Consider the following 18,730-nt stretch of genomic DNA (forward strand, 5'->3'; position numbering starts at 1 on the left):
CGATCCGACGAAGACGTCGGCACAGTCAAAATCCATATCAACCGAACCACCGCTTTCGCGAGCAAGCCCGCTCCCACAGGGATGGCGTTCAGGTCAGGAGTTATTTCTGCGCAGTTGCCTTGTCCCAACTCGGAATCTTGAACACCCAGAACGACCCGCCCTGGGCCACGGGCTTGGTCAGTTCGGCCATGTCGCCGCCCCACAGTGGCACGGCACCACCGTAGCCGACGGTCACGCCGATGTACTGCTCGCCATCCTGCTCCCAGGTGATGGGCGGGGAGACGATCCCGCTGCCGGTTTGGAATTTCCATAGCTCCTTGCCGGTCTTGGCGTCGAAGGCCTTGAAGAAGCCGTCACCGGTGCCGGTGAACACCAGGTTGCCTTTGGTGGCCAGCACGCCGGCCCACAGCGGCAAGTGCTCCTTGTGTTCCCAGACGACCTTGCCGGTGGTGGGGTTCATTGCTCGCAGGGTGCCGACGTGGTCGTCGTACATGCGCTTGATGCGAAACCCCATGCCCAGGTACGCCGAGCCTTTCTTGTAATTCACTTCTTCGGTCCAGTATTCCTCTTTCCATTGGTTGCCGGGCACGTAGAACAGCCCGGTGTCCTGGCTGTAGGCCATGGGGTTCCAGTTCTTGCCGCCGAGGAACGGCGGCGAGACTTCCACCGGCTTGCCCTTGGTTTCACCGGGCAGCGGCTTGGCTGGTCGCTGGCCGGGGTTCTCCACCGGACGGCCGGTCTTGAGGTCGATGTGGCTGGCCCAGGTGATGTTGTCCACGAAGGGGAAGGCGTTCTGCAGCTTGCCGTTGTTGCGATCCACCACGTAGAAGAAACCGTTGCGGTCGGCGTGGGCGGTGGCCTTGGTCACTTTGCCGTCCTTGTCCTTGTAGTCGAACAGCACCAGCTCGTTGTTGCCTGAGAAGTCCCAGGCATCGTTAGGCGTGTGCTGGTAGAACCACTTCACTTCGCCGGTGCTTGGGTCAACGCCCACCTGGCCTGAGGTGTAGAGGCTGTCGTAGTCGTGAGGGTTGCCGTCCTTGGCGGTACGCGCCCAGGTGTTCCACGGGCCGGGGTTACCCGCGCCGACGATGATGGTGTTGGTCTCGGGGTCGAAGCTCGCACTCTGCCAGGGTGCGCCACCGCCGTGGCTCCACGCCTCGACCTTGCCGGTCTCGGTGGTCTTGTCGTCGGGCCAGGACGGTGCCTTGACGTCGCCGGTGGGCGTGCTGTCCTTGCCGTTGAGGCGGCCCATGTGGCCTTCGACGAACGGGCGCATCCAGACCTCTTCGCCGGTCTCCGGGTCGCGGGCGAACAACTGGCCGACCACACCGAACTCGTCGCCGGAGCTGCCATGGATCAACAGCACCTTACCGGTAGTCTTGTCCTTGATCAGCACCGGGGCGCCGGTCATGGTGTAGCCGCCGGCGTGGTCGCCGAACTTCTTGTTCCAGACCACTTTGCCGGTGTTCTTGTCCAGGGCGACCACCCGGGCGTCCAGCGTGCCGAAATAAATCTTGTCGCCATAGATGGCCGCACCGCGATTGACCACGTCGCAGCACGGACGAATGTTGTCCGGCAGCCGGTGGTTGTAGGTCCACAGCCGCTTGCCGGTCTTGGCATCGAGGGCGAAGACCCGCGAGTACGAGCCGGTGACGTAGACCACGCCGTCACTGACGATGGCCTGGGATTCCTGGCCGCGTTGCTTCTCGTCGCCGAACGAGTAGGACCAGGCGGGTGTCAGCTTGAACACGTTCTTGTCGTTGACCTGGGCCAGCGGGCTCCAGCGCTGGGCATTGGTGCCCATGCCATATTGCAACACGTCCCGGGTGGTCAGGTGGTCGTTGGCGATGTCGTCCCAGGTCACGGCGGCACTGGCCAGGGAGCTGAGCGACAGGCCGCCGGCCAGCAGCAAGGCCGCGCTCAGGGCGCAGAGGGCGGATGGATTTTTTATTGTCATGGTGGGCATTCCCAGTGAGGTTTTGGCCTGACTAGGGTGGGTCGCGCCGCAGTCCGGCGGATACGGAAAAAGTCCCGCCTTTGCCGGGAAGACTTCCCGAACCGCCTGTCTTTGCGACCTGCGTCGGACGGCCTGCTACCAAGGAACTAGACCCCGGCCACCAAAGCAGCATTCGGCGGGGCCAGAGCGCTTTCTAAGATGACGGCACAGCCTCTGCAAAGAGGTTTGCGTGCAATCTGAGAGGGCATAACAATGACAACAAAACGTAACGCCATCATCGCAACCGCATTGCTGGCGGGGCTGATCGGCGCAGGCTCCGCGTGGGCCCATGGCAACGTAGTGCCCCAGGCAGTGGAAACCAAAGGCCTGACTCCGGTCAAGGACACCAACCTGCCATTGGATGCCGATGGCTGGGCTTCGCAGAATCCGTATCGCAATTCCCCCGAGCGCGACAAGGCCGTGCAGATCGGCGCCTCGGCCTATAACCAGAACTGCGCCGCGTGCCATGGCCTGGAAGCCAAGTCCGGCGGGATCGCCCCGGACCTGCGCATGCTGGACGCCGCCGAAGCCGGGGACGAATGGTTCGTCGAGCGCGTGCGCCACGGCGCCGTGCGCGACGGCCGGGTCTACATGCCGAAGATGGCTGACTACCTGAGCCAGGAAGCCTTGTGGGCGGTGCGCACTTATCTCGACAGCGTGCACGTCGAGGAGTGAGGGCCATGCGCCTGTTCGCGTGGGTGATGTGCGGCGTGCTGCTGTGTGGCCAGGCGGTGCAGGCGCAAGTACGCAGCTATGACCAGATGATTGCCTCCGGTGAGTTGAAGGTGGCGGTCTACAAGGATTTCGCCCCTTACAGTTTCGAAGACCAGGGCCAGGCCAGGGGCGTGGACGTAGAACTGGCCCAGGCGCTGGCCAACGCCTTGGGTGTGCATCTGCGGCTGATCTGGGCACCACCGGGCGAAAAGCTCGATGACGACCTGCGGGACTATATCTGGCGCAGCAGCCCCTTGCATGACCGGCAACTGGCGGACCTGATGATGCGGGTTCCGTACGATCATGACTACGTGCAGAAGCGCAATGACATTGGCGAACTGGAAAACGCCCAGGTGGTGATGTTCGGGCCGTATCAGCAGGAGAGCTGGCAAGTGGCGTATGACCGACGTCGCCTGGATTCGGTGGGCAGCGTCGCGGTGTTCCAGCAGCACCCCATCGGCGTCGAAGTCGACAGCGTGCCGTCGTTCTACCTGACCTCGGTGTTCAACGGCATGCTTCGCGCCAAGACCCATCATTTCCCTGGCGTGAGCCAGGCGTTCAAGGCCATGCAGGCCGGGGACGTCGACGCGGTCATGGCGATGCGCGGGGAGATCGACTGGCAGCTGCATGAGGCGGCCGATCCGCAGTTGGCGTTGGCGCACAATGCCTACCCGAACATGGGCAAGCAGCGCTGGGAGATCGGCATGGCGGTGCATGAGAGCAACCGGCAATTGGCCTATGCGGTGGAGGAAGCGCTCGAAGGCCTGATCCGCGACGGCAGTCTCAAGGCGGTCTATGCCCGTTACGGCCTGCGCTATGAAGTGCCTGAGATGTATCAATAGGAGCGCAGGGATGAAATGGCTCGCGTGTTGGTTGCTGGCGTGCAGCTTGCCGGCGGTGGCAACGGCAACGGTGGAGCCCGGAAAGGACCCGGTGCCCTCGGTAATGTGGGCGTTTTATCACAAGCAATTGCTGGGAGAGGCGGCGTTCGTGTTCGACGAGCGGGTGCGGGTCCTGGCGCCACCCTTTGCTGAAGACGCGCGCCAGGTGCCGCTGGAGATCGATGCCCGGTCCTTTGGCGACGATGTGGTGCGGGTGTTGGCCTGGGCCGAACTCAATCCATTGCCGAAAATCGTCGACTTCCAGCCGACCGAGGGCGTACTGCCCTGGCTGTCGATTCGTATCCGTATCGAACAGGCCACGCCGCTGCGCGCCGCCGTGCAGACCCGCGATGGGCTGTGGCATGTGGGCTCGGCGTTGATCGACGCGGCCGGCGGCGGCTGCACCGCCCCCAGCGTGGTGCGCACCCAGCCGGGTTGGGAAGAGCATCTGGGAGAGGTCCTGGGCGGCCGCTACCCCCGAGGCGAAACCAGCCGGCTGCGTTTGCAGGTGGCGCATCCGATGGATAACGGCCTGGTCAGCGGGATCCCCGAATTCTTCCTCAATCAGGCCCGACTGCTGGACGCTGAGGATCAAGTGCTGGCCCGCCTGGAGCTGTTTCCAGCGGTCAGTGAAAACCCCAACCTGGGTTTCGACATTCGAGGCACCAGGCCGGTGCGCCTGTTGCTGCGCGACAACAGCGGCAACGCCTTCGAGGCGGCGATCCCCTGATCACAAGGAGCGCGCCATGCGCGGGTTATTGCTGATTTTTGCCTGCCTGTGCCTGCCGGCATGGGCGGATGCGGATTACTCGCTCAAGCCCCGGCAGATCGCCGAAGGCACCTGGCTGCTGGAAGGCAGTACCGAGAACTTTGCCAAGGCCAACGGCGGCAATATCGTCAACACCGGTTTCATCGTCACAGACGCCGGTGTGGTGGTGATCGACACCGGGCCGTCGAAACGCTACGGCGAGGCCCTGCGCCAGGCCATCGCCGCGACGACCGACAAACCGGTGATCCAGGTGCTGTTGACTCATCACCACCCTGATCACGTGTTTGGCAATCAAGCCTTCAGTGACGTGCCTATCGGCGCGCTCGGCGGCACCACGGAACTGCTACGGCAACAGGGCGACGCCCTGGCGGAAAACATGTACCGGCTGGTGGGTGACTGGATGCGCGGCACCGAGGTGGTGTTGCCGACCCAGGTCCTTGAACCAGGGCCGCTGAAGGTAGGCGGGCATTCCCTGCGATTGCTGCAACTGGCCGGGCACACCGGGGCCGACCTGGCGATTTTTGACGAAACCACCGGCGTGCTGTTTGCCGGCGACCTGGTGTTCTACGAGCGGGCCCTGACCACCCCCAACACTCCGGGGCTAGACATCTGGCTCAAGGACCTCGATACCTTGCAAGGCTTGCCCTGGAAGCTGATCGTGCCCGGCCACGGCCCGGTGGCGAGCGACAACCGGCCCCTTGTGCAAATGCGTGATTACCTGGGCTGGCTCGACCAGTTGATGCGCGACGGCGCTGCCCGGGGCGACGACATGGCCGAAATGATCCGCCGTCCCATCCCCGAGCGCTTTGCCGGAATCAGCCTGAGCCGGTATGAGTTGATTCGCAGTGTCAGCCATTTGTATCCGCGCTATGAGCGGGCGGGGATGAGGCGGGTGGATGCCCAACCTCAATAGCCCAGGTTGTATGACGCCCCTGTGGCGAGGGAGCTTGCTCCCGCTGGGGTGCGAAGCGCCCCCATCCAGACTCAACGCGCCCTGCCTGATTCACCGAGGCGCCTGGCCTTGGGGCTGCTTCGCAGCCCAGCGGGAGCAAGCTCCCTCGCCACAGGGGGGCGGCGAACTTCATGTGTACCAAGGAACTAGAAAACTCAACACAGCGGGCAATTGTTGACGATGGCCCCGAGGCCAAGAATCTGCGCCAGACCGGGAAAATTTCCCGGGTATAACAATAATCGCAGAGGTAGCCGTCATGACTCATCCCGCACGTCGCCAGCCCTTCGCCGTGAGCCTGCTGCTCAGTGCCATGCTGCTGTCCGGTTCGGCCCTGGCCGCCGTGACCGATCAGGAAATCCTCCAGGACCCCAAGAACCCGCAACAGGTTGTGACCAACGGCCTTGGCGTCCAGGGCCAGCGCTACAGCCCGCTCGACGCGCTCAACGTCGATAACGTCAAGGATCTGCGTCCGGTCTGGGCATTTTCCTTCGGCGGCGAGAAACAACGCGGCCAGCAAGCCCAGCCCATGATCAAGGACGGGGTGATGTACCTCACCGGGTCCTATTCACGGGTGTTTGCCGTGGATGCGCGCACCGGCAAGAAACTCTGGCAGTACGATGCGCGCCTGCCCGATGACATCCGCCCTTGCTGCGACGTGATCAACCGTGGCGTGGCGCTGTATGGCGACCTGGTGTTCTTCGGCACCCTCGACGCCAAGCTGGTGGCTTTGAACAAGGACACCGGCAAGGTGGTGTGGAGCAAGAAAGTCGCCGACCACAAGGAAGGCTATTCCATCAGCGCCGCGCCGCTGATCGTTAACGGCAAGCTGATCACCGGGGTGGCCGGTGGCGAGTTCGGCGTGGTCGGGCAGATCAGCGCCTTTGATCCGAAGAACGGCGAACTGCTCTGGACCCGCCCGACCGTCGAAGGGCACATGGGCTACGTCTACAAGAACGGTAAGGCGATCGAGAACGGTATTTCCGGTGGGGAGGCCGGCAAGACCTGGCCCGGCGATCTCTGGAAAACCGGCGGTGCCGCGCCTTGGCTGGGCGGCTACTACGACCCGGAAACCAACCTGCTGCTGTTCGGCACCGGTAACCCGGCGCCGTGGAACTCCCACCTGCGCCCTGGCGACAACCTCTATTCATCGTCACGCCTGGCCCTGAACCCGGACGACGGCAGCATCAAATGGCACTTCCAGAGCACGCCCCACGACGGCTGGGACTATGACGGCGTCAACGAACTGATCTCGTTCAACTACAAGGACGGTGGCAAGGACATCAAGGCGGCGGCTACCGCCGACCGTAACGGCTTCTTCTATGTGCTCGACCGCACCAACGGCAAGTTCATCCGTGGCTTCCCGTTTGTCGACAAGATCACCTGGGCCACGGGCCTGGACAAGGACGGGCGGCCGATCTACAACGAGGCGAGCCGTCCAGGGGCGCCGGGCGGCGAGGCGAAGGGCAGTTCGGTGTTCGTCGCACCGGCGTTCCTCGGTGCGAAGAACTGGATGCCGATGGCCTACAACCAGGACACCGGGTTGTTCTATGTGCCGTCCAACGAGTGGGGCATGGACATCTGGAACGAAGGCATCGCCTACAAGAAAGGCGCGGCGTTCCTCGGTGCCGGGTTCACCATCAAGCCGCTGAACGAAGATTACATCGGCGTGCTGCGGGCCATTGACCCCAAGACCGGCAAGGAAGTCTGGCGCCACAAGAACTTCGCGCCGCTGTGGGGCGGGGTGCTGACCACCAAGGGCAACCTGGTGTTCACCGGCACGCCTGAAGGCTTCCTGCAGGCTTTCAACGCCAAGACCGGGGAAAAGGTCTGGGAATTCCAGACCGGTTCCGGCGTGCTCGGCTCGCCCATCACCTGGGAAATGGACGGCGAGCAGTACGTGTCGGTCGTCTCCGGCTGGGGCGGCGCGGTGCCGCTGTGGGGTGGCGAGGTGGCCAAGCGCGTGAAGGACTTCAACCAGGGCGGGATGCTGTGGACGTTCAAGCTGCCGAAAGAACTTGTCGCCAAACGTTGAAACCTGCGTTTACCCGTGGCGAGGGAGCTTGCTCCCGCTGGAGGGCGAAGCCCTCCCGGAAACGGTGCCTCGGTTCTGAGTAAACCCTGGTTTGCCGGACGGGTGACTGCTTCGCAGCCGAGCGGGAGCAAGCTCCCTCGCCACAAATATACCTATTCGAGCCGGCATTGCTGACTCGAAACCTACGACCAAATAACGAGAGCCCCTCCTGCCAACGACGCATTCGTCAGGCAAGCGGGGCTCTCTACCATCGGCCTATCGCCTGTCCCGCGACAGGCATCGACCAGGCAGAGGCCCATCATGATCTACGCACAACCCGGAACCCCAGGCGCCGTCGTTTCCTTCAAACCGCGCTATGGCAATTTCATCGGCGGCGAGTTCGTCGCACCGGTCAATGGCGAGTACTTCACCAACACTTCCCCAGTCAACGGCGAGGTGATCGCTCAATTCCCACGCTCCAACGCCGCCGACATTGACAAGGCACTGGACGCTGCCCATGCGGCCGCCGATGCCTGGGGCAAGACCTCGGTGCAGGAACGGGCCCTGGTGCTGTTGAAAATCGCCGATCGCATCGAACAGAACCTCGAACTGCTGGCCGTCAGCGAGACCTGGGACAACGGCAAGGCTGTACGCGAAACCCTCAATGCGGACGTGCCGCTGTCGGCTGACCATTTCCGCTATTTCGCTGGCTGCATCCGCGCCCAGGAAGGCGGCGCCGCCGAGATTAACGAGCTGACCACCGCCTATCATTTCCACGAGCCGCTGGGGGTGGTCGGGCAGATCATCCCATGGAACTTCCCGCTGCTGATGGCCGCCTGGAAACTCGCGCCAGCGCTGGCCGCCGGTAACTGCATCGTGCTCAAGCCGGCGGAACAGACTCCGCTATCGATCACTATTTTCGCCGAGCTGATCGCCGACCTGCTGCCGGCCGGGGTCCTGAACATCGTCCACGGTTTCGGTCGCGAAGCCGGTGAGGCACTGGCCACCAGCAAGCGCATCGCCAAGATCGCTTTCACCGGTTCCACCCCAGTCGGTTCGCATATCATGAAGTGCGCGGCGGAGAACATCATTCCGTCCACCGTGGAGCTGGGCGGCAAGTCGCCGAACATCTTCTTCGAAGACATCATGCAGGCCGAACCGGCGTTCATCGAAAAGGCCGCCGAGGGCCTGGTCCTGGCGTTCTTCAACCAGGGCGAAGTCTGCACCTGCCCGTCCCGCGCCCTGGTGCAGGAATCGATTTATGATGAATTCATGCAAGTGGTGATGAAGAAGATCGAGCAGATCAAACGTGGCGACCCGCTGGACACCGACACCATGGTCGGCGCCCAGGCGTCCGAGCAGCAATACGACAAGATTCTTTCCTACCTGGAGATTGCCCGCCAGGAAGGCGCCGAACTGCTGACCGGCGGCGCGGCCGAGCGCCTGGAAGGGGACTTGTCCAGCGGCTACTACATCCAGCCGACCTTGCTCAAGGGGCATAACAAGATGCGGGTGTTCCAGGAAGAAATCTTCGGTCCGGTGGTGGGTGTTACCACCTTCAAGGACGAAGCCGAAGCCCTGGCGATCGCCAACGACACCGAGTTCGGCCTCGGCGCCGGTCTGTGGACCCGCGACATCAACCGCGCCTACCGCATGGGCCGGGCGATCAAGGCCGGCCGCGTGTGGACCAACTGCTACCACCTGTACCCGGCCCACGCCGCGTTTGGTGGCTACAAGAAGTCCGGCGTCGGTCGTGAAACCCACAAGATGATGCTCGACCATTACCAGCAGACCAAGAACCTGCTGGTGAGCTATGACGTGAATCCGTTGGGGTTCTTCTAATCCAAAGCCACCGCATAACCCTGTGGGAGCGAGCCTGCTCGCGATGAGGCCAGATCATTCAACATTGAGTTATCTGATCCACCGCAATCGCGAGCAGGCTCGCTCCCACATGGGTCATGTGTAGCCCCCTACCAACGCACCCCACCCACCGCTTCGAAAGTAGCATTCGAGCCTTGCGCTCCCCGTGCATTAATGACCCTGCCGGAATCGCCCGGTACAAGAAGAGGAAAGACCCATGTGGACTAAACCCGCGTACACCGACCTGCGTATCGGCTTTGAAGTGACGATGTACTTCGCCAACCGATGAGCGGCAGCCCGGTCCGGTGCGTCTGGGCCGGGCTACCCATTGGTCTGATTGCATTAACGGCGGGATGCTTTAGGCTCAGGGTATTTCACAATAAGAACAGGCTTACCGATGAGCCCGCTGCGCAAGTTCGTTTCCCCTGAAATCATGTTCGGTGCCGGTTGCCGGCACAACGTCGGCAATTACGCCAAGACTTTCGGCGCACGCAAGGTGCTGATCGTCACCGACCCCGGGGTCATCGCGGCCGGTTGGGTGGGCGATGTCGAAGCCAGTCTCCAGGCCCAGGCCATCGACTACTGCATCTACAGCGCCGTCTCGCCCAACCCTCGGGTCGAGGAAGTGATGCTCGGTGCCGAGCTGTACCGGGAAAATCATTGCGATGTGATCGTCGCGGTCGGTGGCGGCAGCCCGATGGATTGCGGCAAAGGCATCGGTATCGTGGTTGCCCATGGTCGCAGCATCCTCGAGTTCGAAGGCGTCGACACGCTGCATGTGCCCAGTCCGCCGCTGATCCTGATTCCCACCACGGCCGGTACTTCAGCCGACGTCTCGCAGTTCGTGATCATTTCCAATCAGCAGGAGCGCATGAAGTTTTCCATCGTCAGCAAGGCTGCGGTGCCGGATGTGTCGCTGATCGACCCGGAAACCACCTTGAGCATGGACCCGTTCCTGTCCGCCTGTACTGGCATCGATGCGTTGGTGCATGCCATCGAGGCCTTCGTCTCCACCGGGCACGGCCCGTTGACGGATCCCCATGCACTGGAGGCGATGCGCCTGATCAACAATAACCTGGTGCAGATGATCGCCAATCCCGGTGATGTGGCCCTGCGCGAGAAGATCATGCTCGGCAGCATGCAGGCCGGGCTGGCGTTTTCCAATGCGATCCTTGGCGCAGTGCATGCGATGTCCCACAGCCTGGGCGGCTTCCTGGACTTGCCCCATGGCCTGTGCAACGCGGTGCTGGTGGAGCATGTGGTGGCGTTCAACTACACCTCGGCGCCGGAGCGCTTCAAGGTGATTGCCGAGACGCTGGGCATCGACTGCCGGGGGCTCAATCATCCGCAGATCCGCACGCGGCTGGTGGAGCACCTGATTGCTCTCAAACACACCATCGGCTTCCATGAAACCCTGGGCCTGCATGGGGTGAGCACCTCGGATATTCCCTTCCTGTCGCAACATGCGATGCATGACCCGTGCATCCTCACCAACCCTCGTGAATCGAGCCAGCGCGATGTCGAGGTCGTCTATGGCGAAGCCCTCTGACGAACAGCAAACAGCCTTGGCCGGTTTGCTGGGGCTGGGCAATCACTCGACACGCAAGAGCCATTACCCGGAGCTGGCGGCGCGCCTGGCGGAACTGGAACAGGCCCGGCAACGCTTGCAGCAGCTCAACGACCAGTTGGAGCAGCGCGTGGCCGAGCGCACCGATGCGCTGCTGGAGGCCAACCACAACCTGCAACAACAGATCGCCCGGCGTGAATTGATCGAGCAACAGTTGCGCGACGCCCGGGACGCCGCCCAGGCCGCCAATCGCAGCAAGGACAAGTACCTGGCCGCCGCCAGCCATGACCTGCTGCAACCGCTCAACGCCGCACGCTTGCTGATTGCCACGCTGCGCGAGCGCCAACTCCCTGCCGCCGAGCACGTGCTGGTGGAGCGCACCCACCAGGCCTTGGAGGGGGCCGAAGACCTGCTCACCGATTTGCTGGACATTTCCCGGCTCGACCAGGCCGCCGTCAGGCCCGACGTGGCCCCGTATCGACTCGATGAACTGCTCGCGCCGTTGGTCTCGGAGTTTCAAACGGTGGCGGGCGCCGCAGGATTGGAGTTGCGGGTGCGTTTCGTCGATGCAGCGGTCGCGACCGACTTGCGCCTGTTGACCCGTATCCTGCGCAACCTGCTCAGCAACGCCTGCCGCTACACCGACCAGGGCGGCATCCTGCTGGCCGCACGGCGCCGGGGAGGGCGGGTCAGCCTGGAAGTCTGGGACACCGGGCGCGGTATCGCCGCCGATTGCCTGGAGTCGATATTCCTCGAATTCAACCAATTGGACGTCGGCCGGGCGGCTGATCGCAAAGGTGTGGGCCTGGGCCTGGCGATTGTCGAGCGCATCGCTCACATCCTCGGCTACCGGGTCCAGGTCCGTTCCCGGCCCGGACGCGGCTCGGTGTTCAGCATCGAGGTGCCGTTGTCCGCCGAACGCCCCTTGCCGGTCTCACACACGCCGGTACAGGCGGTGGCCGGCAACCCGTTGCCGGGCCGCCGGTTGCTGGTGATCGACAATGAGCTGAGCATTCTGCAAAGCATGGCCGCGCTGTTGGGGCAATGGGGCTGCGAGGTGTTGACGGCCACTGACGAGGCGGGCGCCTTCGATGCGCTGCAAGGCCAGGCGCCGGAGCTGATCCTGGCGGACTTCCACCTCGACCATGGTGTGGTCGGCTGTGAAGTGGTGAGGCATCTGCGCGAGCATTTCCAGCAGCCGATTCCGGCCGTGATCATCACCGCCGACCGCAGCGACCAGTGTCGCCGCGCCTTGCGCAAGCTGAATGCGCCGTTGCTCAACAAGCCGGTCAAGCCCGGCAAGTTGCGAGCGGTGTTGAGCCAGTTGCTCGGCTAGCGCGCGGTGTACTCATTCCCTGCGATGGCTCCCCTGTAGGAGCGAGCTTGCTCGCGAAAGCGGAGGGTCAGTCAGCCGAGATGTCGGATGTGCAGCCATCTTCGCGGGCAAGCCCGCTCCCACAATGAATATGCGTCGGGCACACCATCCAGACCCGCCGAAGAGTCGGTGGGAGCGGCTCGCGAAAGCGGAAGGTCAGCCGGCACGAGCCTGAGTGAACCGTCGTCTTCGCAAGCAGGCCTATGCCCACCGTGAAGGGTCTATTCGTCGTGGTGTTTTGTGTTATGTTATCCGCTTTCTTTTGATAGGGATTCTCATTCCTTGTCTTATACGGATCCCCGACGAGTATTGCCATGAGCCTCTCTTCCCCTGTGACGAGCCTGTCCGGCGTCGCCGCGCCCACCCTTGCCACGAGCCTCGCCAAAACCCATGTGCGCATGCTGGCCATCGATGCCCTGCGAGGGTTCGTGATGTTGCTGATGCTGGTCGACCATGTTCGCGAAACGTTCTTGCTGCACCGGCAGGTCAGCGACCCGATCGATGCACTGAGTGTCACCCCGGATCTGTTCTTCACCCGGCTGCTCAGCACGCTCTGTGCACCGGTGTTCATCTTCCTCACCGGGTTGTCGGCTTGGCTCTACAGCCAGAAGCACACCGCTGCTGAAACTTCGATGTTCCTGTTCAAGCGCGGGCTGTTCCTGGTGGTGCTGGAACTCACGTTCGTGTGTTTCGCCTGGACCGCCGAGTTCCCCCCCAAAACCTTGTGGCTGCAGGTGATCTGGTGCATCGGCATTTGCATGATCGCCCTGGCCATGCTGTTGCATCTCAAGCGCAGTTGGCTGGTCGTCATCGGCATTGCGATTGTCGCCGGCCACAACCTGCTGGACGGCATCGTGCTGGCACCTGACTCGCCGTTCTTCGTGCCCTGGTCGATCCTGCACCAGCGGGCATTCATCGATCTCACCGAATTCACCCGCGCCCGCACCACTTACCCGGTGCTGCCCTGGATCGGCGTGATCCTGCTGGGCTGGGCCATCGGACCATGGTTTGCCCGGCAGGTGGACCCCGCCGTGCGAGTGCGGCGGTTGTTGCAGGTGGGCATCGGCTTGCTGGTGGCGTTCGTCGTCATCCGCTACCTGAACGTCTATGGCGACAAGCCCTGGGTGCAGACCGGCGATGCGCTGCGCACCGCCATGAGTTTCCTGAGTGCGACGAAGTACCCGCCATCATTGATGTTCCTGCTGCCGACGCTTGGAGTTGGCCTGATCCTGTTGGCACTGTTCGAGAAGGCCCAGGCTCGGAGCACCATCGCCTTGCTGGCGGTCTACGGCGGCGCTCCGATGTTTTTCTACCTGTTGCATCTCTACGTGCTCAAGGCCCTGTACCTGGTAGCGGTTGCTCTCTGGGGCACCAACCAGGGGGCGTATTTCGGTTTCGACCATTTGCCCCTGGTGTGGGTATGGAGCGTGCTGTTGGGCGTGGCCCTGTTCTTCCCGACCCGCTGGTTCGCCGGTCTGAAGCAACGGCGACGGGACATCGCGCTGCTCAAGTATTTCTGATCAGAGCCAATAAAACGCCGTCATCTGGCCGGCGTTTTTCGTCCGTAATGTAAAAAGATGCTTCGGTCTGCTTATTTCATTATGTAAACTCCCCCCGCTGCGACAATCGGGCACGGTCAAACCAGACCCGAGCACAACCGTTTTGCAGTGTCCCTCACTCAGCTGAAGCCAAGACCTACAAGAAGTCAGCGCCGGAGAGACATAAATCTGAGGCCGACCTTTTGCTCGGTCCTGTAGGTCCTTCCACCCATCCTTTCGATCCCACCATGCGGGCACTGCCAGCCATGGGCGTGGTCTACGATTGAACAGGACCGGTGGACGGAATGGCGTTCCATCCTAGGGATACACACATGTTGAAGAAAACACACACGGCGCTATTGGGCCTGGCGATGGCGATGGGTCTTGCGACCACGCACGCCGCCGAGGCTAAAAAAGTCGACGTCCTGCTCATCGGTGGGGGCATCATGAGCTCGACACTCGGCGTCTGGCTCAATGAGCTGGAGCCGGGCTGGACCATGGAAATGGTCGAGCGCCTGGACGGTGTTGCCGAAGAAAGCTCCAACGGCTGGAATAACGCCGGTACCGGTCACTCTGCGCTGGCCGAGCTGAACTACACGCCGGAAGACAAGAACGGCAAGGTCGATATCTCCAAGGCCATCGAAATCAACGAAGCCTTCCAGATCTCCCGTCAGTTCTGGTCCTGGCAGGTCAAGAACGGCGTGCTGAAGAATCCACGTTCGTTCATCAATTCCACGCCGCACATGAGTTTTCTGTGGGGCGACGAGAACATCGCGTTCCTGAAGAAGCGCTACGAAGCCCTCCAGGCCAGCCCGCTGTTCGCCGGCATGCAGTATTCCGAAGATCCTGCGCAAATCAGCAAGTGGGTTCCGCTGATGATGCAAGGGCGTGATCCGAGCCAGAAGGTCGCAGCCACCTGGAGTCCACTGGGTACCGACGTCAACTTCGGCGAAATCACCCGCCAGTTTGCCGCTTACCTGCAAACCAAGCCGAACTTCTCGCTGAAACTGTCCAGCGAAGTGGAAGACATCACCCGCAACGAAGACGGCACCTGGCGCGTTTCGTACAAGAACCTGAAAGACGGTACCGAAACCGAGACCGACGCCAAGTTCGTCTTCATCGGCGCCGGCGGCGGTGCCTTGCACCTGCTGCAGAAGTCCGACATTCCGGAAGCCCGGGAATACGCAGGTTTCCCGGTTGGCGGCTCGTTCCTCGTCACCGAGAACCCGACCGTTGCCCAGCTGCACTTGGCCAAGGCCTATGGCAAGGCATCGGTTGGCGCACCGCCGATGTCGGTTCCGCACCTGGACACCCGCGTGCTCGATGGCAAGCGTGTGATCCTGTTCGGCCCGTTCGCCACCTTCTCGACCAAGTTCCTGAAGAACGGCTCGTACTTCGATCTGCTGACCAGCACCACCACTCATAACGTGTGGCCGATGACCAAGGTCGGTATCGAACAGTATCCGTTGGTGGAATACCTGGCCGGCCAGCTGATGCTGTCGGACGAAGACCGCTTCAACGCCCTGAAGGAATACTTCCCTGAGGCGAAGCAGGAAGACTGGCGTCTGTGGCAGGCCGGCCAGCGTGTGCAGATCATCAAGCGTGACGAAGAGAAGGGCGGCGTGCTGAAACTCGGCACCGAAGTGGTCGCTTCCCAGGACGGCAGCATTGCTGGTCTGCTGGGTGCTTCGCCAGGCGCCTCGACCGCCGCGCCAATCATGCTGACCGTGCTTGAGAAGGTCTTCAAGGACAAAGTCGCCAGCCCGGCCTGGCAGGAAAAACTGCACCAGATCGTGCCGAGCTATGGCACCAAGCTCAACGACAGCCCTGAGCGCGTGGCTCAGGAGTGGGCTTACACCAGCCAGGTCCTGCAACTGGACCCGCCACCGGCGATCGGCAAGCCAGGTACCCCCGCGGCACCGGCCAAGCCGGAAGCGGCCCGTGAAGGCAACCCGGCGGCTGACATGGCGCTTTAAAAGCCGGACGTTGTCTGGCGAGGTACAAGAACGCCGCTCATTGAGCGGCGTTTTTTTTTTGATTGCATCCAAGACCTGCAAACAATCGACCCGTATGGGAGCCTCTGTGCAAGCTGAGCCAGCGCTTTTGCGAGCAGGCTCGCTCCACAGTGGCTGCGGATCACTGATTTCTTGTCAACCAAGTCAGTGGTGAGTTCCCGTCGTGGGAAGCTCCCGGAACCGCTGGTCAAAATCCTCCGCCAATTGCGCCAGGGTAATGCTGCCCAACCGCTTGAGCAGCAGCGCTTGGGCTTCATCGAACGCCTCCGTCAGCACCGCGTTCACCGCTTGTTCTACAAGGCATTGCGGGTGGTCGGTGGACAGGCCGATGGAGAAGATCGACGTGCTGCCCAACGCTTGGTGAATGTCCAGCAAGGTCATGTCTGACAGGGGCTTGGTCAGGGCCCAGCCGCCTCGATGGCCTTTCTCAGACGTGACGTAACCGTGTTCCTTGAGCAATGCCATGGTCCGCCGGACGACCACCGGGTTGGTGCCCAGCATCTGGGCGATGGTATCGGAGGTCGCGGATTGTTGATGGCGATCCATGTGGATCAGCACATGAAGCATGCGAGACAGGCGGGTGTCGGTTCTCATGATTGGCGCAAGATTCGGTGGTTAGGACCGAAAAAGTATCGCCTGTAATCGCAAAAGTTACGAGACCGTTGACACCGACTTTTCAAGAAACTTACGATGTGTCGAGACTTTCATCCACCCAGGGAGTTCGACCATGCACTACGACGTTATCATCGCGGGCGGCAGCTATGCCGGCATGTCCGCAGCCCTGCAACTGGCTCGGGCCCGGCGCAAAGTGCTGGTGATCGATGCGGGCCAGCGGCGCAACCGTTTCGCGGCCACCTCCCACGGTTTTCTCGGGCAAGACGGCCGTGCGCCTGATGACATTGCAGAGGATGCTCGCCGCCAGCTCATGGCTTATCCGACCGTCCATTGGCTATCGGACAGCGCACTCGAGGCCGTCCATGAGGCGGGTGGTTTCAGCGTTGAAGTCGCCGGCGGCGAGCGGCACAGCGCTCGGCGCCTGCTGTTGGCAACCGGCGTGATCGATGATTTGCCGGCGGTAGAAGGGCTGGCTGAGCGTTGGGGTAAAAGCGTTTTTCACTGTCCTTACTGCCACGGTTATGAACTGGCGCAAGGGCCGATTGGTGTGCTGGCGACCTCGGAAATGTCGCTGCACCACGCCCTGATGCTTCCAGATTGGGGTCCGACCACGTTTTTCACCCAGGGCGTGTTCGAGCCCGACGCTGAGCAACGGCTGAGCCTGGCGCAACGCGGTGTGACGCTGGTGCCGGAGCGGGTCGTGCGCATCGAAGGCGAGCGAGCCGATGTAGTGCTGGCCGATGGACGCGTGATGGGTATTGATGGCCTGTTTGTCCTACCGCGCACCCGGGTGTCGGGTTCACTGGCGATGTCCTTGGGCTGTGCCTTTGAAGACGGGCCACTCGGAGCGTTCATCCAGACCGAGACGATGACCCGTGAGACCAGTGTGCCCGGGGTGTTTGCCTGCGGCGATGCGGCCATGCCGTTCGGCTCGGTGGCGTTGGCCGTCGGTGACGGGGTGCGTGCAGCGTCGGGTGTGCATCGATCGTTGATTTTCACGAAGCAATGAGTGCAGGGCCGACAGGCTGCCCAGCGGATCAATCCCCTCGCCGCAAGCTTGGGGTCACTGCGTGCCGAACATCGCCGTCCAATAGATCCCCGCATCGCTTTTCGGGTCTGTCGCGTAACCGGCACCCAGTTCGCGGAACTGCGGGTTCATCAGGTTCGCGCAGTGGCCTGGGCTGGCGAGCCAGCCGTCCACGACCTTGAGTGCGGTGTCCTGGCCGGCGGCGATGTTTTCACCGATCAACTGGCCCAGGTAGCCGGCCAGTTCGGCACGGTCGCCCGGCATGCGGTTGTCGCGGTCTTTATGGTCGAAAAAGTTATTGTTGGCCATGGCTCGGGTGTGGTTGACCGCCGCGAGTGCCAGTGTCGCATTCCAGGTCAGCGGGGTGGTGGCCGCGAAGGCTTCAGTGCCGCAGCGACGGGGCTGGGCGCGGGCACTGTTGATGAGTTTCAGCAGTTTCTGCCCTTCGGCTTGCCAGTCACCCAGGCGAGCCGACAGCAATGGCCGCGCCACCACAATGCGCCATTCGCGGTCCAGGCGACTTACGCCGATGTCGACGAACTGCGGGTCCAGCACCACCTGGCAGAAACTTTCCTGGATGGCTTTCATCGCCCCCTGCGCGTCTCGCGGCCCCGACAGGCTGATGGCCTGAACGTTGACCATCGGGTAAGCCGCCCGCGCCAAGGCCTGTTGCAGGTCGCCGATCCCCGTGGCCGAGAGAATCAACCGGGTATCCATTGCCAGCGGTGGCAGCTCCAGCGAAGCCTGGCCGGCGCAGCTTTGGGATTGGCTGCGGTAAAGGTTGATGGACTCGACCAGTTGCGTCTCTTCGGTGGCGCTGGCATTGGCGGCGAACACCAGCCCCAGCGACAGCACGGCAAGACGCATGACGGATGAAATGGCACGCATGTAAATCTCCCTTGAGCGGACGGCGCCTATAATGCGCAATTTTTGCCCGACTGGGGCAATGGTATTCACGCTCTCTTGAAATCCCGCGGGACGGTACGACCAGGTACCGTTCGGGACAATCCTCAAGTAGTGGGATCAATTTTCTGGCGAATAGGTCCATCGGCGTCGCTTAAAGGTATAAAGACATCGATCTTTAGCGCTTTCAGTTAAGCAAGCGCGTCGGTCGGCCTGACCCAGCCAATCGGGGCATTTGCATACGTGCCGGGCGTCACACGCTCAACGTTTCACGAGCAGGCTCGTTCCCACGATGGATCGGGTTACAACCGCAAAGGATTGGTCGGCAGTCAGGCCGTCGCTCCCACAATGGATCGGGTTGCAACCACGGAGGATTGCTCGGCTGACAGGCCGTCTTCGCGAGCAAGCCCGCTCCCACAGGATTCAGGTACAGCCGGAAAAGTCAGGTCGGCCGTTAGGCCGCCTCGCTTTGTTTTGCTTTGCTTTGCTTTGGCTTTTGATCTTGAG

Annotated in this window: 15 protein-coding genes; 12 read left to right on the forward strand and 3 right to left on the reverse strand. The window is 62.2% G+C overall.

Annotated features, from left to right (window positions below; all coding sequences use genetic code 11):
• Nucleotides 1-100 precede the first annotated feature (100 nt).
• Entirely contained in the window at nt 101-1,966 is a 1,866-nt protein-coding gene (gene exaA / locus ACLEJR_RS01670) for a quinoprotein ethanol dehydrogenase (RefSeq protein ID WP_440811764.1), read from the reverse strand.
• A 243-nt stretch (nt 1,967-2,209) separates the two neighbouring features.
• Here exaA and pedF point away from each other — a divergent pair, with 243 nt between their 5' ends.
• The 11 genes from pedF to mqo all read left to right on the forward strand — a co-directional run bounded on the left by pedF (nt 2,210) and on the right by mqo (nt 15,639).
• Entirely contained in the window at nt 2,210-2,671 is a 462-nt protein-coding gene (pedF, locus tag ACLEJR_RS01675) for a cytochrome c-550 PedF (protein WP_440792506.1), read from the forward strand.
• Nucleotides 2,672-2,676: 5 nt separating this feature from the next.
• Nucleotides 2,677-3,552: a substrate-binding periplasmic protein gene (locus tag ACLEJR_RS01680; RefSeq protein WP_440811766.1), complete on the forward strand. Its 876-nt coding sequence runs from the start codon at nt 2,677-2,679 to the stop codon at nt 3,550-3,552.
• Nucleotides 3,553-3,562: 10 nt separating this feature from the next.
• Nucleotides 3,563-4,321: a quinoprotein dehydrogenase-associated SoxYZ-like carrier gene (locus ACLEJR_RS01685; RefSeq protein ID WP_440811768.1), complete on the forward strand. Its 759-nt coding sequence runs from the start codon at nt 3,563-3,565 to the stop codon at nt 4,319-4,321.
• 16 nt (nt 4,322-4,337) lie between these two features.
• Nucleotides 4,338-5,273, forward strand: a complete 936-nt coding sequence (locus ACLEJR_RS01690) for a quinoprotein relay system zinc metallohydrolase 1 (protein WP_440811771.1) — start codon at nt 4,338-4,340, stop codon at nt 5,271-5,273.
• Nucleotides 5,274-5,568: 295 nt separating this feature from the next.
• Nucleotides 5,569-7,344: a PQQ-dependent methanol/ethanol family dehydrogenase gene (locus tag ACLEJR_RS01695; RefSeq protein ID WP_440792514.1), complete on the forward strand. Its 1,776-nt coding sequence runs from the start codon at nt 5,569-5,571 to the stop codon at nt 7,342-7,344.
• A 300-nt stretch (nt 7,345-7,644) separates the two neighbouring features.
• Nucleotides 7,645-9,165: an acetaldehyde dehydrogenase ExaC gene (gene exaC, locus ACLEJR_RS01700; RefSeq protein ID WP_440811773.1), complete on the forward strand. Its 1,521-nt coding sequence runs from the start codon at nt 7,645-7,647 to the stop codon at nt 9,163-9,165.
• 235 nt (nt 9,166-9,400) lie between these two features.
• Entirely contained in the window at nt 9,401-9,472 is a 72-nt protein-coding gene (pqqA, locus tag ACLEJR_RS01705; protein ID WP_003243383.1) for a pyrroloquinoline quinone precursor peptide PqqA, read from the forward strand.
• Between the two features lie 108 nt (nt 9,473-9,580).
• Nucleotides 9,581-10,732 carry an alcohol dehydrogenase-like regulatory protein ErcA gene (gene ercA / locus ACLEJR_RS01710; RefSeq protein ID WP_440792518.1) on the forward strand — a complete coding sequence of 384 codons (1,152 nt, stop codon included), beginning with the start codon at nt 9,581-9,583 and terminating at the stop codon, nt 10,730-10,732.
• Entirely contained in the window at nt 10,716-12,086 is a 1,371-nt protein-coding gene (locus ACLEJR_RS01715; protein ID WP_440811775.1) for an ATP-binding response regulator, read from the forward strand. Before ercA ends, ACLEJR_RS01715 begins: the two co-directional genes overlap by 17 nt.
• Nucleotides 12,087-12,439: 353 nt before the next feature.
• Nucleotides 12,440-13,645 (forward strand): DUF1624 domain-containing protein, encoded by a 1,206-nt coding sequence (locus ACLEJR_RS01720; RefSeq protein WP_440811778.1) that lies wholly within the window; start codon nt 12,440-12,442, stop codon nt 13,643-13,645.
• A gap of 350 nt (nt 13,646-13,995) precedes the next feature.
• The gene (gene mqo, locus ACLEJR_RS01725; RefSeq protein WP_440811780.1) at nt 13,996-15,639 is read left to right on the forward strand and encodes a malate dehydrogenase (quinone); all 1,644 of its coding nucleotides are present in this window, start codon (nt 13,996-13,998) and stop codon (nt 15,637-15,639) included.
• A 183-nt stretch (nt 15,640-15,822) separates the two neighbouring features.
• On the opposite strand, the gene ACLEJR_RS01730 is transcribed toward mqo, so the two are convergent.
• Nucleotides 15,823-16,272 (reverse strand): Rrf2 family transcriptional regulator, encoded by a 450-nt coding sequence (locus ACLEJR_RS01730; protein ID WP_440792525.1) that lies wholly within the window; start codon nt 16,270-16,272, stop codon nt 15,823-15,825.
• 133 nt (nt 16,273-16,405) lie between these two features.
• Here ACLEJR_RS01730 and ACLEJR_RS01735 point away from each other — a divergent pair, with 133 nt between their 5' ends.
• Nucleotides 16,406-17,302 carry an NAD(P)/FAD-dependent oxidoreductase gene (locus ACLEJR_RS01735; RefSeq protein ID WP_440792527.1) on the forward strand — a complete coding sequence of 299 codons (897 nt, stop codon included), beginning with the start codon at nt 16,406-16,408 and terminating at the stop codon, nt 17,300-17,302.
• A 54-nt stretch (nt 17,303-17,356) separates the two neighbouring features.
• Here ACLEJR_RS01735 and ACLEJR_RS01740 read toward each other — a convergent pair whose 3' ends face one another.
• Nucleotides 17,357-18,208: a CAP domain-containing protein gene (locus ACLEJR_RS01740; RefSeq protein ID WP_440792529.1), complete on the reverse strand. Its 852-nt coding sequence runs from the start codon at nt 18,206-18,208 to the stop codon at nt 17,357-17,359.
• Between the last annotated feature and the right edge of the window lie 522 nt (nt 18,209-18,730).

Origin of the sequence: Pseudomonas sp. SMN5, assembly GCF_052041925.1 — a bacterium.
GTDB lineage: Bacteria > Pseudomonadota > Gammaproteobacteria > Pseudomonadales > Pseudomonadaceae > Aquipseudomonas.